The sequence below is a fragment of the Actinobacillus genomosp. 1 genome (genome assembly GCF_029774175.1).
Taxonomy (GTDB): domain Bacteria; phylum Pseudomonadota; class Gammaproteobacteria; order Enterobacterales; family Pasteurellaceae; genus Actinobacillus.
In genome coordinates this window covers 1,639,603-1,655,492 of sequence record NZ_CP103834.1, presented here as the reverse complement: position 1 = coordinate 1,655,492, position 15,890 = coordinate 1,639,603, and the positions used below count along the sequence as shown (strand labels likewise).

Here is a 15,890-nt window from a genome sequence, read left to right as displayed (position 1 = left end):
ACAAGCGGTCTTTTTTGTAAGAATATTTTCAAATACTAAAGGATGAACCGCAACCGCAAGTTGAACTTGCATTAGGGTTTTGCACCACAAAACGAGAACCGTCTAAGCCCTCGGTATAATCTACCGTTCCACCGATTAAGTATTGCAGACTCATTGGATCAACCACTAAACCGACATTTTGATTTTCAATGGTTAAATCGCCTTCATTGATTTGGTCATCGAAAGTAAAACCGTATTGGAAACCGCTACAACCGCCACCCGTAATATATACTCGTAAACGAAGATTCGGGTTATCCTCGCCCTCGATTAAACTCTTAACTTTCTTCGCCGCTGCGTCGGTAAAGATAAGAGGAATTTGAATATCGCTCATTTTATTTCCTACAAAAACCAAAATAATTGTGCATTATCTACCAATCTAGGGGAGAGGGCAATAGGATAAATCCTATCGCTCCTCGTAAATCCTTTGTATGCATCTGGAAATACTGGTATCATTCGCAAAGATTTAACTCGGAATATCAACTATAACCTACTGATTAAGAAGGTTATTTAATTTAGTAAAGGTAAATATTAATGATAAAGGCTATTGCTGGCAAGATTGAGCGTTTTTTCGCCTTTGATGAGCTGCTTAAGCAGCTTGTTGTTCGTGATGTAAAATTAAAATATAGACGTAGCTATTTAGGATACTTATGGAGCATCTTAAATCCGTTAATGCTGATGATGGTGTTAGTTATCGTCTTTTCTAATTTATTTAGATTCGATATCCCTAATTTTCCGCTTTATCTCATTTCAGGACAAGTTATTTTTAGTTTCATGACGGAGGCAACAAATAATGCGGTTTGGTCTGTTACCGGAAATGCTTCGTTACTAAAAAAAACCTATGTACCTAAATATATTTTTACGATGTCAAAAGTAGGCAGTTCGCTCGTTAATTTACTTTTCTCACTCGGCGCATTATTACTGGTAATGCTTTATACCCAAGCAGAGTTTTCTTGGAATTTATTATTTTTCCCTTTTATCATTTTACAAGTTTTTTTATTTAGTTTAGGACTTGGTTTATGGTTAGCGGCAATTACCGTTTTCTTTAGGGATATTCAATATTTATGGGGAGTTTTTGTTTCAATGTGGATGTATTTAACACCGCTTTTTTACCCTGTAACAATTATTCCGGAAGAGTATCAAACATTATATAAAACAGCTAATCCAATGTATTGGTATATTGAACAATTCAGGGATATTGTACTTTATGCAAAATTTCCTGAAGCAGGTTCTATTTTTATGGGTACTGGGGTTGCGATATTAGTGCTTATTTTAGGAGCATGGTATTTCAACAAAAAACAAGACGAATTTATTTTATATATCTAATGAAAGACACAGTAATCAAAGTAACCAATGCAACAGTTCGTTTTAATAAATCGACTGAGAATTACAATGGTTTAAAAGAATATGTAATTAAAATGCTAAAAGGTGAACTAATGTTCCAAGAGTTTTTAGCATTAAAAGATGTAAATCTTGAAGTAAAAAGAGGCGAATCCTGGGGGCTTATCGGTACTAACGGATCAGGTAAGTCCACTTTATTGAAACTTATCTGCGGTATTTTAAAGCCTTATAAAGGCACGGTTGAAGTCAATGGCAATATTGCTCCGCTGATTGAGCTCGGTGCAGGATTTGACGGTGAATTAACCGCAAGAGAAAATATTTATTTAAACGGTGCTTTATTAGGGCATAAAAAGGCCTTTATGGAGCAGCATTTCGATGAAATTATTGAGTTTGCAGAGTTACAAGATTTCATTGACGTACCGCTTAAAAATTTCTCATCCGGTATGGCGGCTCGTCTTGGCTTTGCCGTGGCGACTATTGTTAAACCGGAAATTTTAATTGTTGATGAGGTTCTAGCCGTAGGTGATGCGGCATTCCAAGAAAAATGCAAAAGAAGAATGGAAGAAATGCTTTCCGGTGGTACAACCTTATTATTCGTTTCTCACTCTATTGATCAAGTAAAGGAGCTTTGTCAAAACGTGATTTGGATTGATAAGGGGGTAGTAAGAGCTTGCGGAAAAGCGGAAGATGTGATTCCGCTTTATGAAGATTAATAGAAAACCTACTAGACATTTTTTAAAATGATAATGATTCTGTACTGAATATAAGTGTAATAATATTCGTCTTTAAATAATTAACTATAAAATTCGGCTATTGACGAAAGTACTAGGTGGACGGAATAAGTTTATTGTGAAAGATGCTTTTTAAAAGCGATAATTTATCGCATGATTTAATTTAATAGAAGAGGCTTTTATAAATGTTTACAGTTCAAAATGTAATATTTAATTTCTCATCCTTACCTGAACATATGTTTTATCAAATTGATGGTAAAGATTATACGTATTCTCATAAGAATAACAATATCACTATTGATAGTTTTGATGGTGAAACAAAAATAAATTTTTTAGGAATTTTTAATAGTTTCCCTGCGGAACATTTCTTTTTAAATACTAAAGCTAGAAGTGTATATCTAAAGCTTAACATAGAAGGTAATCTTAGCTCGTTAAAAGTATTCAGAAAAACACAATGGAATAATGATATAGTTTATCAATCAAATGATTGTATTTCTAAAGGAGAGATTATCTTAGGTCCTTTTTATTTAGAAGCTGGTACGAAACGTTATTCTTTTGAAATTAGTACTCGGAATAAACTTGTTATTCATGGTGCTGAATGGGCTGTGGAAGATGATATAGTATCAGAAAAAACGGTTGATTTAAGTATTACTACATTTAAGAAAGAGCAATATGTAACGAATAATGTTAATTCATTATTGGAATATAAGCCATTAGATAACTTTAAATTTAGAGCAATTGTTGTAGATAATGGGAGTACACTAAAGTATAGCGATTTTGTTGAATCAGAGAAATTCTTATTGATTTCTCAAGCTAATCTAGGTGGAACTGGTGGCTTCATGAGAGGTTTGTTAGAGGCACATCATAGTAATACGGATTATATCCTTTTCATGGATGATGATATTTTATTGTCTCCAGAAATTGTATTTAGAGCTTTAGCTATTGCACAGATTTCACAAGATAAAAAAGCCTATGGTGGAATGATGTTGCATTTTACGAAGAAAGATAAAATTCATGAGCAAGGTGGGCGTTTACCATGGGAAGTAAACCGTTTCTTTACTGCAATTAATGATGGTGATTATTTATCAGATTTAAATAGCGAACAATATAATGCTTTATATTCGGAAGGAAATCCTGATTTCAGTGGATGGTGGTTCTATATGGCAGAGGTTAAAGAAACTCCCATATTACCAAATTTCTTCTTCAAATGGGATGATATCTGTTCATCATTATATTTACAAAAACATGGGGTTAAGCTTTCAGTTTTTCCAACTATATTTGTATGGCATGAAGATTTCTCTATTAAACGCCATTTATTTATGACAGATTATCTAAGTATGAAAAATGAAATTCATGCATTTGCTTTCTTAAATATTTCTGAAAAACAGATGAAGTCTTCATTTAAGCGTACTTTTCAATTAATAGTTAGAGATATTTTAATGTGGGATTATAAGAGAGCAGAAATTAGAATTAAAGCATTGCAAGATTCATTGAAATATAAAGATATGCTTTCTCCTGAATTTGTATTATCTGGAAATGGTGATTATCCTGTAAAATTAGGTAGAGAATTTACTCCTAAATTACAAGGTATAACTAGTGATATAGATATTTATTTTGAGAGGGAGAAATCATATTTTCCTAGAGGTAATAAAAAATATATAAAATTATTAATTAGCCTGTTTAGACTGGCATTACCTTGGAAAAAAAGTACATTAAAAAATAATAAAATACCTTTACTTTCTATGCATAATGGAAACTTTCCTATTGTATATTCATATAAAAAATATTTTTTATATAACTCTGATGGTAATATTGGTTACTATTGTGAATATTCATTCAAAGAAAGTCTTCGACTTTTTAATGAATTGAGGAAGACTATGAAAGATGTAAGAAAAGAATATCCTAAAATTGTTGAATATATGAATAATACTCAATTTAATGAGGATTATTGGAATAAAATTTTTAAACATAAATAATATAAGTAGGTCTTATGAAAAAATTTCTCCTAGTCGGCGCTGGCTTCTCAAATGCGGTTATTGCACGTGAGCTTGCAGAGCAAGGTTATCAAGTAACGGTAATTGATCAACGTAATCATGTGGCGGGAAACTGCTACTCTGAACGTGATGCCGAAACGAATGTAATGGTGCATATTTACGGTCCGCATATTTTCCATACTGATAATGAACGTGTGTGGAATTATGTGAATCAATTTGGTGAGTGGATGCCGTTTGTTAATCGAGTAAAAACAATTAGCCAAGGGGCTGTGTATTCGTTGCCGATTAATTTACATACGATTAACCAGTTCTTTGGTAAAACGTGTTCGCCGAGTGAGGCAAAAGCATTAATTGAAAGCCAAGCGGATATGTCGATTACCGATCCGCAAACGTTTGAAGAACAAGCGATGCGTTTTGTAGGGCGTGATTTATATAAAGCGTTTTTCTACGGCTATACTAAAAAACAATGGGGCGTAGAGCCGAAAGAATTACCGGCAAGTATCTTAAAACGCTTACCGGTGCGTTTTAATTATGACGATAATTACTTTGCGCATAAATTCCAAGGTATGCCGAAGGACGGTTATACCGTTATCGTAGAAAATATTCTGAAACACGAGAATATTGAAGTACGGTTAGCGACCCCATTTGTTGAAAGTATGAAAGAAGAATTCGATCATATTTTTTGGTCGGGTCCGTTAGATGCTTATTTTGGATTTGAGCTAGGCCGTCTAGGTTATCGTACGTTAGATTTTGAAGCGTTCCGTACTGAAGGTGATTTCCAAGGTAATGCAGTAATTAACTATGGCGATGAAGAAGTTCCATATACGCGTATTTCGGAACACAAACACTTTGCACCGTGGGAGAATCACGAAAAAACGATTTGCTATCGTGAATTTAGCCGTTTATGCGAAGAAAATGATATTCCATACTATCCTATTCGTTTAGTGAAAGATAAAGCCTTATTGCAACAGTATGTTGAAAAAGCAAACAAAGAAACGCAAGTAACTTTTGTCGGACGTTTAGGGACATATCGTTATTTAGATATGGATGTAACCATTAAGGAAGCATTAGAAACCGTTGATGAGATTAAACAATCATTAGCGAGTAATAAGAATTTAAAACCGTTCTATGTAAATATGGATGTGTAAAATTCTTTAGAAAATAGACCGCTTGTAATAATTATTATAAGCGGTTTTTATTGGAGAATGCGATGTTAGAAAAAATTGAGCGTTTAATAGATGAAATAAATAAACTCCATCTTTCTTTCTCAAATGATTATTTTGAAACAGGTAAGATAGAGAAAGTAAATTTAAAACATACATTCTCTAAAGTCCCGACAGAACATATTTTAGCCTATCGTTTAAATCTTCATGAATCAATTAATGATTATTTATATCGTGCTAATTTATATGATGTACCTTATTTTTACCGTGTTAAAACGTCAGAATCTATCTTAGATAAAATAGAACGGTTTAAACAGCGAAACGAAGGATATCCGGTTAATAGTATTTTAAACGATATTTTTGGTGCCAGAATTATTGTATCTAGTGAAGATATTGCATTAATTATGGAATCGTTAGACGATTGGCAAGAAAAATACGGTTTAAAAAATTGGTATTTAAGAGATAAAGATGAATATGTGGGAATTCATGTTTATTTTAAAAATGCGAGCAATTTTTTTTATCCTTGGGAATTACAAATATGGGATAAGAAAGATGCGGAAAAAAATATTCAGAGTCATATAAAATATAAACGTAATTTTGTGAATAACATAAAATGATTATAGAAAAATCCATTTGTGCGGTGGTAGTTACTTATAATCGCAAAGAATTATTATTGAATTGCCTGCAGGCCTTGCAAACTCAAAGTTATCCTCTTGCTCATATTGTAGTGGTCAATAATGCCAGTACGGATGGAACAGTGGATTTTTTGCGAAGTAACGGTTGGTTAGATAACGATAAATTTACTCTTGTGACTTTAGATACGAATCAAGGTGGTGCGGGTGGCTTTTACGCTGGCATTGAGTTTGCTTATCAGCGTCAGTTTGACTATATTTGGTTAATGGATGATGACGGTTTACCGGCTAAGGACAGTTTAGCCGAGTTAATGCCGTATGCTAATGAAGATAACTATATTGGTCCTTTAGTATTAAATAATAAGAATCCTGAAGAACTTACGTTTACATTACGCTTACCGAATAGTAAAAAGGTCTTAACGACTTTAGCTGATGTAGAAACAGCAACAAAAAATAATATTATTCCTGATATTGTGATGCCGTTTAACGGTATTTTATTTTCGAGAAAGATGGTAGAGGAAATAGGCTTCCCTAAAGCTGATTATTTTATTTGGGGCGATGATATGGAATATACTTGGAGAGCTAGAAGATCTGGGTTTAAGATATTTACCGTAACATCTTCTAAATTTTATCATCCGAAGGAGCTAACGTTAGGTACGCCAATGTTTTTTAATTTATTAAAATTTAATGATACCGAATCTAAATTAAAGCTCTATTGTATGTGTCGAAATAATATTCGTAATCTTTTGGATTATAAAGGAAGTTTAATTTCAGTCTTATTTTGTATTAAAGTATGTTGGTTTTTCCTATTTACTAAGCCGAATATAACTAAATTAAAAATCGGTATAAGAGGCATTTGGCATGGTTTAACAAAGAATTTTTCCCATCATAGAGAATACTTATAAAAATTATGAGCAGAGTTAAAATTCTAATTGCAACCCATAAAAACTATGAATTTCCTAATACGGCTTGTTATGTACCGATTTATGTCGGAAAAGCATTACATCGACAGCAATTAGCTATTCAAGGTGATGATACGGGTGATAATATTTCAGTAAAAAACGGTTCGTTTTGTGAATTAACCGCATTGTATTGGGCATGGAAAAACGATGCCTTTGCAGAAAACGATTATGTCGGTTTAGTACATTATCGCCGTTATTTTAAAGGCTCGGACATTCTGTTAAAAGGTAAAAGAATTGCCTCAGAAAATGAATTATTGTCTTATTTAGTTAAATATGATGCCGTTGTAGCGAAAAAGAGAAATTATTATATTGAGAGCGTTTATAGTCATTATAAAAATGCACATTATATTAAAGATTTGGATTTAACTAAAAAAATTATTGAGCGGGATTTTCCGGAGTACGTCACTGCTTTTGAACAAGTAATGTCTAGTGATTCATTACATTTGTTTAATATGTTTGTACTGAAAAGAGAATATTTTGAACAATATTGTGCTTGGTTATTTGCTATTTTGTTTAAATTAGAAAAACTAATTGATATTAGCGGTTATGATAATTACCAAAAAAGAGTGTTCGGTTTTTTGGCGGAACGTTTATTTAATGTCTGGTTATTAAAGAATAAGTTATCTAAAAAAGAAATTAAGGTGATAACTTTAGAAAAAGAGAAAATTCTTTTGAAAGTAATAGGACTTTTAAAAAGAAAATTTTTAAAAAGATCTAAATAAGAGATTGGGAATATTAGAATGAAAAAGCAGATTTTGTGTAAATATATTCTTGCATTTACTGATTTCATATTATTTTATTTCTCTTTTTTATTGTCCTTAGAATTATTAAATTTATGGACGGGAGATCTAAATAAATATTTTCCTATGGAACAGATTAACGATAGGTTGCTGATTCATCTGTTTCTTGCGATTGTATGTGTGTCTTGGTTTGCACTGAGATTAAGACATTATACTTATCGTAAACCTTTCTGGTTCGAGTTAAAAGAGGTTATTAGAACGCTTACTATTTTAGCGGTTGTTGAATTGGCAACCATTGCATTTTCCAAACTTTATTTTTCCCGTTATTTATGGGTCTTAACTTGGACGATTTCTTTAATTATCGTGCCTTTAGGGCGTGTTCTGGTTAAAAATTATTTAATTAAAACCAAGCTATATCTGAAAGATACGATTATTATCGGCGGAGGGAAGAATGCGATAGACGCTTATCATGCTCTGGTCAGTGAGCCGTATTTAGGCTTTAAAGTTAAATACTTTGTTGCTTTGGATAAGCACCCCGATTTAGATAAGTTAGGCGTACCTATTATTAATGAAACACGTCAGAGTTTATGGGAATTGGTTACGAAGAAGTCCGATCAATTTATTGTTGCCTTGGAAGATTACGAAAACGATCAACGAGATAGTTGGCTAAGATATTTATCCAAACAATGCTATCGTTCGGTATCTGTCATTCCTACTTTACGCGGTTTACCTCTGTATAGTACGGATATGTCGTTTTTGTTTAGTTATGAAGTGATGTTATTGCGTGTAAACAATAACCTGGCAAAAAGATCTTCGAGAGTATTAAAACGTACAATGGATATTGTCGGTTCTATTTTATTGATCTTATTAACATCTCCTATTTTGTTATGGCTTTATTTTACGATTAAAAAAGACGGCGGAAATGCTATTTACGGTCATCTTCGTATAGGGAAAAACGGTAAACCGTTTAAATGTTTAAAATTTCGTTCTATGGTAGTCAATTCGGATCAGGTATTACATGATTTGCTTGCTTGTGATGAAGCTGCAAAGGCGGAATGGGAAAAAGATTTTAAATTGAAGAATGATCCTAGAGTGACGAAAATAGGCGCTTTTATTCGCCAAACCAGTTTAGACGAATTACCGCAATTATTTAATGTTTTGGTCGGACAGATGAGTTTGGTCGGTCCTCGCCCGGTAGTTTCTGATGAATTAGCGTATTATAAAGATAATTTGGATTATTATCTAATGGCGAAACCGGGTATGAGCGGGTTATGGCAAGTAAGCGGTCGTAACGATGTGGACTATGATACGCGTGTTTATTTTGATTCTTGGTATGTGAAAAACTGGTCATTATGGAACGATATTGCGATTCTTTTTAAAACAATTACAGCCGTTCGGAAGAGAGCGGGTGCTTACTAATCTTTTAAGAGCAGAAAGATTTTCTTTCTGCTTTTTCTTGTTCCCGATAATTCAGAAGTATATCTTCAAATAGGTACGGGCTTATGAAAACAGTCTTTATTACCGGCGGAGCGGGCTTCATCGGTTCTGCTCTCATACGTTATATTATTAAGCATACCGACTGTGTTGTAGTTAATCTCGATAAACTGACGTATGCAGGAAACCTCGCCTCATTGAAAAATGAGAGTAAAAGTTCACGCTATCATTTCGAGCAAGTGGATATTTGTGATAGCGGTCGAATTTCGCAACTTTTTTGCAAATATCAACCGGATGCGGTTATGCACCTCGCAGCGGAGAGCCACGTTGATCGCTCGATTGGCGGGCCGGCGACGTTTATGCAAACCAACATTATCGGTACTTATACGTTACTGGAAGCAAGTCGTCGATATTGGTCAGATTTGCCCTTAGATAAAAAGCAAAATTTTCGTTTCCATCATATTTCAACCGATGAAGTTTATGGTGATTTAGGTAACGGTGAGGGGCTATTTACGGAAACTTCGCCTTACGCACCTTCCAGCCCTTATTCAGCCTCGAAAGCATCGAGCGATCATTTGGTTCGAGCTTGGTTTCGTACTTACGGTTTGCCGATATTAGTGACAAACTGTTCTAATAATTACGGTCCTTTTCAATTTCCGGAAAAACTTATTCCTTTAATGATTTTAAATGCACTTGAAGGAAAACCGTTACCTGTGTATGGAAACGGTTTACAAATTCGAGATTGGCTATTTGTCGAAGATCACGTACGTGCGCTTTATAAAGTGTTATGTGACGGGAAGGTTGGAGAAACTTACAATATCGGCGGGCATAACGAAAAAACTAATATCGAAGTGGTGTGCGCCATTTGCCGAATCTTAGATGAATTGGTGCCGAATAAACGTAATGGGATAAATAAGTACGAAGAGCTAATTACTTATGTAAAAGATCGTCCGGGGCATGACGTTCGTTATGCAATTGATGCGAGTAAAATTTGCACTGATTTGGGCTGGCAGCCGCAAGAAACCTTTGAATCGGGGTTACGTAAAACCGTTGAATGGTATTTAGCGAATAAGGATTGGTGGCAAGCTATACTTGACGGCTCTTACCTCCGAGAGCGTTTAGCATCGGATCTTAATATTTAAATATAGATAAGTTAGGATCATTTGAGATCTTTCTTAAAAATAAACCGGTCTCTGTGTTTGTTTTTTAGTCTAAAAAGTGTGAATTTGTATAGCGTTCCTACTGAATTTACCCTTTACTTTATAAGTAAGCTGGGGTAGAATGTGCTACCTTTTTTAGTTCTATGTCGCCAAAATTGTGTGCGACTTTATTTAAACATATATTTCCTGAGGTGATGGCATATGCCAGTAATTAAAGTTCGTGAAAATGAATCATTTGACGTTGCATTACGTCGTTTCAAACGCTCTTGCGAAAAAGCAGGTTTATTAGCAGAAGTTCGCGCTCGTGAATTCTATGAAAAACCAACAACAATTCGTAAACGTGAAAAAGCATCTTTAGCTAAACGTCACGCTAAACGTAATGCACGTGAAAATGCACGTAACACTCGTTTATACTAATTAGCAGTCTGCTACTTAGCTTAAATTAACTAAAACCGTGAAACCTTTTGGAATCACGGTTTTAGTGTTTCTAGTGAACCCCTATGTAACCTATTAGTAAATAAGCGGTCAAATTTTGATAATTTTTTGCAAAATTTAGCGTAAATCTAACCGCTTGCCGCTATAACAAGGAGAATCAATGAAAGGTACAATTCCTCGTTCGTTTATTGATGATCTTGTTGCGCGTACCGATATTGTCGAGCTGATCAATAGTCGGGTCAAACTCAAAAAAGCAGGACGAGATTATCAAGCCTGTTGTCCGTTTCATCACGAAAAAAGTCCTTCGTTTACCGTCAGTCAATCTAAACAGTTTTATCACTGCTTCGGTTGCGGAGCGCATGGTAATGCGATTAGCTTTTTAATGGATTACGATAAACTGGAATTTCCCGAGGCGATTGAAGAACTTGCCGCGATGCAAGGTTTGGAAGTACCGCGTGAGAATGTGATGGCTCGTGACGGTAAGCCTCAGGCGAGCTACAAAACCAAGCGTAATTTATATGAGCTGTTAGAAGCGATTAGTCGGTTTTATCAACAAAATTTAACCCAAGATATTCCTAGCCAAAGTTACCTACAAAACCGTGGACTGTCAGCGGAAATCATCGATCGTTTTGAGATTGGTTTTGCACATAATTCGATGGATTCGGTGCTACGTAAGTTCGGTACGAATCGCGATGAAGTACAGAAATTGTTTGATACGGGTATGATTACCCAAAATGATAGCGGTCGAATTTACGATAAATTTCGCAATCGAGTAATGTTCCCGATTCGTGATAAACGCGGACGAGTGATTGCTTTCGGCGGGCGAGTAATGGGCGATGAACGACCTAAATATCTGAACTCGCCGGAATCGGCGACTTACCATAAAGGTAATGAATTATACGGCTTATTCCAGGCACTGCAACAGAACGAAAACCCTACTTCACTCGTTGTGGTCGAAGGCTATATGGATGTGGTCGCATTGGCGCAATTTGGGGTAGATAACGTGGTAGCATCACTCGGTACGGCAACCACCGGCGAACAAATTCAGCAAATGTTCCGTGTTACCGAACAAGTGATTTGTTGTTATGACGGCGACAGAGCCGGACGAGAAGCGGCATGGCGAGCGTTTGAAAATGCGCTGCCGTATTTGCATGACGGGCGTCAGCTGAAATTTATTTTCTTGCCGGACGGCGAAGATCCGGACAGTTTTGTACGGGTGCATGGCAAGCAGGGCTTTGAAGCCTACTTGCAAAATGCGTTGTCACTCAGTGATTTCTTGTTTGATTCCTTGATTGCACAAGTGGATCTCTCCAGTAAAGAAGGGAAATCAAAATTGGCGGCATTAGCGATACCGCTAATTAACCGTATTCCGGGCGAGATGTTACGTGTTTATTTGCGCAATATTCTCGGGCAAAAATTAGGGATTTTAGATCCGGCGCAACTAGAGGCGATGTTACCAAGCCGAGTGCAATCTACACAAAAAACTAAGGCTCAAACACCGCAAATTAAGCGAACGCCAATGCGTTTACTTATCGCTTTGTTATTACAAAATCCAGAATTAGTTAAATTTGTACCGGATATTTCCGCTTTAAAGACGTTGGAGGAACCGGGCTTTGAGTTATTACTTGAATTGGTTGATGTTTGCCGACAAAAAGTGGGTGTATCAATGGGGGCTTTGCTGGAACATTGGCGAGATAAACCGAATTTCCGCACTCTTGAAATTTTAGCCGACTGGGATCATCTAGTTACACCGGAAAATATTGAAAGCACTTTTATCGAAACGCTTGATTTTCTCTATGCAAAATTAGTAGAAAAGCGGATTGAAGTATTGATCGCCAAAGATCGTACGCTAGGATTAAGCGCAGAAGAAAAGCAAGAATTAGTGATGTTGATCGCACAATGATTAAGCGGTCATTTTTGAGAAATTTTTTGCAAAACTATCAAGAAAATTGCAATTAATGGTATAATCCAACACTATTTTTGCTCGCACATAAAACGGATACAATTATGGAACAACAATTAGAACAGCAATCTCAATTAGAACTTCTGATTGCCCAAGGGCGTGAACAAGGCTATTTAACGATTTCGGAAGTGCATGACCACTTACCGGAAGAGTTGGTTGATGCAGAGCAGATCGAAGATATTATTCAAATGATCAACGATATGGGGATCAAGGTTTTAGAAACCGCTCCGGATACCGACGAGCTGATGCTTGCGGAAAATATCGCTGATGAAGATGTCGTAGAAGAAGCGACTAAAGTACTTTCTACCGTAGAATCCGAGTTAGGTCGAACCACAGACCCGGTGCGTATGTATATGCGTGAAATGGGGACGGTTGAGCTACTTACCCGTGAAGGCGAAATTGATATTGCAAAGCGTATTGAAGAAGGTATCAACGAAGTACAGTGTGCGGTAGCGGAATATCCGGAAGCCTTAACCGAGCTAATCGGTTTTTACGCACAGGTTGAAGAAGGTACGATGCGTTTGTCGGATCTTGTTACGGCATTTGTTGATCCGAATATCCAAGCGGATGCGGCATTAGAAGATTTAGAGGTTGATCTTGATGCCGAAGAAGAAGCGACGGATGTTGCGGATGTCGATGACGAAAGCGAAGAGGAAGAAAGCGACGGCAATGCGGATACCGGTGATGACAATTCAATCGATCCTGAACTTGCTCGCGAAAAATTCTATGCGTTACGCGAGCAACACGAAAAAGCCTTACAAGCGATTCAAAAACACGGTCGTAGCCATAAAAAATCAAGAGAGCATATTCAAGCACTTTCGGATATTTTCCGTGAGTTCCGTTTAGTACCGAAGCAATTCGATTTGCTTGTGGAATCAATGCAAAAAATGATGAAACAAGTACGTTCGGAAGAGCGTCAGATTCAACGCTATGCGGTTGAATATGCGCAAATGAAGAAAGCGGATTTCTTGAAACTGTTCCAAGGCAACGAAACGTCGGAAGAATGGATTGAAAAAGCAATCAATGCGAAAAAAGGTGCCGCCCCGAAACTGGCTAACTACGTTGATCAAATTCGTGTCAATATCGCGAACTTACAACGTATGGAACAAAGTACCGGTTTAACGGTGGCACAGATCCGTGAAATCGGCGGTCGTATCGCAAACGGTGAGTTAAAAGCTCGTCGTGCGAAAAAAGAGATGGTTGAAGCGAACTTACGTTTAGTAATCTCGATTGCGAAAAAATATACCAACCGTGGTTTACAATTCTTAGATTTAATTCAGGAAGGTAACATTGGCTTGATGAAAGCGGTAGATAAGTTTGAATACCGTCGCGGTTACAAATTCTCTACTTATGCAACATGGTGGATTCGTCAGGCGATTACCCGTTCAATCGCAGACCAAGCACGTACTATCCGTATTCCGGTGCATATGATTGAAACCATCAATAAACTTAACCGTATTTCTCGCCAATGTTTACAAGAAATGGGTCGTGAGGCGACTCCGGAAGAGTTAGCGGAACGTATGGGAATGCCGGAAGATAAGATTCGTAAAGTGCTGAAGATTGCAAAAGAGCCTATCTCAATGGAAACACCGATTGGTGATGACGATGATTCACATTTAGGTGATTTCATTCAAGACGAAAGCCTTGAATTACCGTTAGATTCGGCAACTGCGGAAAGTTTACGTTTAGCAACGAATGAAGTGTTGGAAGGCTTAACGCCGCGTGAAGCAAAAGTATTGCGTATGCGTTTCGGTATTGATATGAACACAGACCACACGCTTGAGGAAGTCGGTAAACAGTTTGACGTAACGCGTGAACGTATTCGTCAGATTGAAGCGAAAGCATTACGCAAACTTCGTCACCCAAGCCGTTCGGAAACTTTACGTAGTTTCTTAGACGATTAGAATGGAGTGATAAAAAATGCCCAAGTGAGTTGAAACTTGGGCATTTTTGTTTCTATAACAAGCGGTCGAATTTACAAAAAAATTAACAAATTTAACCGCTTGTCCAAAGCATAAAAAAGGAAGCCTAGGCTTCCTTTTCGTTTATATCTAAGACTTATTTAACCGTTACACGGGCGAATTTACGTTTACCGACTTGGTAAACGAACGTACCCTGTTGTGCATTTTGACGAACGTCTTCTACTTTTTCGCCGTCGATTTTTACCCCGCCTTGTTGTGCGGAACGAATCGCCTCGGAAGTTGATGCGACTAAACCGGCTTCTTTTAATAAAGTCGCTAAACCGATTTCGCCTTCAAACGTAAATTCCGGCATTTCATCCGGGATTGCGCCTTTTTGGAAACGGTTGATAAACTCTTGTTCCGCCGCATCCGCCGCCGCTTGATCGTGGAAACGAGCAATTAACTCTTTCGCTAAAAGAATCTTCACATCACGCGGGTTTTTACCTTCCGCAACGTCCGCTTTCAATTGAGCGATTTCGTCTAACGGACGGAATGAAAGTAAATTGTACCAGTCCCACATTAACTCGTCTGAAATCGACATCACTTTACCGAACATATCGCTCGGCGCATCGGTTACACCGATATAGTTACCAAGTGATTTCGACATTTTTTTCTCGCCGTCTAAGCCGACAAGTAATGGTAATGTCATTGCTACCTGCGGTTTTTGACCTGCTGATTTTTGTAACTCACGACCGACTAATAAGTTAAAGGTTTGGTCTGTACCGCCTAACTCAACATCCGCTTCTAACGCAACAGAGTCGTGACCTTGAAGTAACGGATAAATAAATTCGTGGATTGCAATAGATTGATTATTGGTAAAACGTTTTTTGAAATCGTCACGCTCAAGCATACGGGCAACCGTGTAATTAGAGGCAAGGCGAATCATACCTTCCGTCCCTAATTTACCCAACCATTCGGAGTTGAAGACCACACGCGTTTTATTCGGATCTAAGATTTTGAATAATTGTTGTTTATAGGTTTCCGCATTGCGTAACACGTCTTCACGAGTGAGCGGCGGGCGAGTTGAGTTTTTGCCTGACGGATCACCGACCATACCGGTAAAGTCGCCGATTAAGAAAATCACTTCATGACCAAGTTGTTGGAATTGGCGGAGCTTATTTAAAACAACGGTATGACCTAAGTGAATATCGGGTGCTGTCGGGTCTGCGCCTAATTTAATACGTAACGGACGGTTTTCTTTTAACTTTTCAATTAAATCTTCTTCAGAATAAATATTTTCCACACCGCGTTTCAATTCGGCTAAAGTTGCTTCAATAGATTGAGCCATTTGATGATTCCTTATATCTTGTCTTAAATATGAAAATGCTATCTATTATA

At 36.8% G+C, this 15,890-nt stretch carries 14 protein-coding genes; 12 read left to right on the top strand and 2 right to left on the bottom strand.

Annotated features, from left to right (window positions below; translation table 11 throughout):
• Positions 1-28 precede the first annotated feature (28 nt).
• Positions 29-370, bottom strand: a complete 342-nt coding sequence (erpA, locus tag NYR63_RS07640) for an iron-sulfur cluster insertion protein ErpA (RefSeq protein ID WP_005598685.1) — start codon at positions 368-370, stop codon at positions 29-31.
• Positions 371-570: 200 nt separating this feature from the next.
• Between erpA and NYR63_RS07635 the strand changes: the two genes are divergently transcribed.
• From NYR63_RS07635 to rpoD, 12 genes are all read left to right on the top strand, one after another.
• Positions 571-1,362, top strand: a complete 792-nt coding sequence (locus NYR63_RS07635; protein WP_279457002.1) for an ABC transporter permease — start codon at positions 571-573, stop codon at positions 1,360-1,362.
• The gene (locus tag NYR63_RS07630; RefSeq protein WP_279457001.1) at positions 1,362-2,090 is read left to right on the top strand and encodes an ABC transporter ATP-binding protein; all 729 of its coding nucleotides are present in this window, start codon (positions 1,362-1,364) and stop codon (positions 2,088-2,090) included. The genes NYR63_RS07635 and NYR63_RS07630 overlap by 1 nt, the downstream gene beginning before the upstream one ends.
• Positions 2,091-2,293: 203 nt before the next feature.
• Entirely contained in the window at positions 2,294-4,084 is a 1,791-nt protein-coding gene (locus NYR63_RS07625) for a glycosyltransferase family 2 protein (protein WP_279457000.1), read from the top strand.
• A gap of 14 nt (positions 4,085-4,098) precedes the next feature.
• Positions 4,099-5,250 (top strand): UDP-galactopyranose mutase, encoded by a 1,152-nt coding sequence (glf, locus tag NYR63_RS07620; RefSeq protein ID WP_279456998.1) that lies wholly within the window; start codon positions 4,099-4,101, stop codon positions 5,248-5,250.
• A gap of 62 nt (positions 5,251-5,312) precedes the next feature.
• Entirely contained in the window at positions 5,313-5,882 is a 570-nt protein-coding gene (locus NYR63_RS07615) for a GTP pyrophosphokinase (protein WP_279456997.1), read from the top strand.
• The gene (locus tag NYR63_RS07610) at positions 5,879-6,802 is read left to right on the top strand and encodes a glycosyltransferase family 2 protein (protein ID WP_279456996.1); all 924 of its coding nucleotides are present in this window, start codon (positions 5,879-5,881) and stop codon (positions 6,800-6,802) included. Before NYR63_RS07615 ends, NYR63_RS07610 begins: the two co-directional genes overlap by 4 nt.
• Before the next feature lie 5 nt (positions 6,803-6,807).
• Positions 6,808-7,581, top strand: a complete 774-nt coding sequence (locus NYR63_RS07605; RefSeq protein WP_279456995.1) for a DUF4422 domain-containing protein — start codon at positions 6,808-6,810, stop codon at positions 7,579-7,581.
• Positions 7,582-7,599: 18 nt separating this feature from the next.
• A complete protein-coding gene (gene wbaP, locus NYR63_RS07600) occupies positions 7,600-9,018 on the top strand; it encodes an undecaprenyl-phosphate galactose phosphotransferase WbaP (protein WP_279456994.1) in 1,419 nt (472 codons plus the stop codon).
• A gap of 83 nt (positions 9,019-9,101) precedes the next feature.
• Complete coding sequence (gene rfbB, locus NYR63_RS07595) at positions 9,102-10,175, top strand: dTDP-glucose 4,6-dehydratase (protein WP_279456993.1); 1,074 nt, start codon at positions 9,102-9,104, stop codon at positions 10,173-10,175.
• Positions 10,176-10,394: 219 nt separating this feature from the next.
• Positions 10,395-10,610, top strand: coding sequence for a 30S ribosomal protein S21 (gene rpsU / locus NYR63_RS07590; protein ID WP_005598703.1), 216 nt, complete (start codon positions 10,395-10,397; stop codon positions 10,608-10,610).
• Between the two features lie 178 nt (positions 10,611-10,788).
• Complete coding sequence (gene dnaG, locus NYR63_RS07585) at positions 10,789-12,531, top strand: DNA primase (RefSeq protein ID WP_279456992.1); 1,743 nt, start codon at positions 10,789-10,791, stop codon at positions 12,529-12,531.
• A gap of 104 nt (positions 12,532-12,635) precedes the next feature.
• Complete coding sequence (gene rpoD, locus NYR63_RS07580) at positions 12,636-14,495, top strand: RNA polymerase sigma factor RpoD (protein ID WP_279456991.1); 1,860 nt, start codon at positions 12,636-12,638, stop codon at positions 14,493-14,495.
• Positions 14,496-14,649: 154 nt separating this feature from the next.
• Here the strand turns inward: rpoD and tyrS are convergent, their stop codons facing one another.
• Positions 14,650-15,840, bottom strand: a complete 1,191-nt coding sequence (tyrS, locus tag NYR63_RS07575) for a tyrosine--tRNA ligase (protein WP_279456990.1) — start codon at positions 15,838-15,840, stop codon at positions 14,650-14,652.
• Between the last annotated feature and the right edge of the window lie 50 nt (positions 15,841-15,890).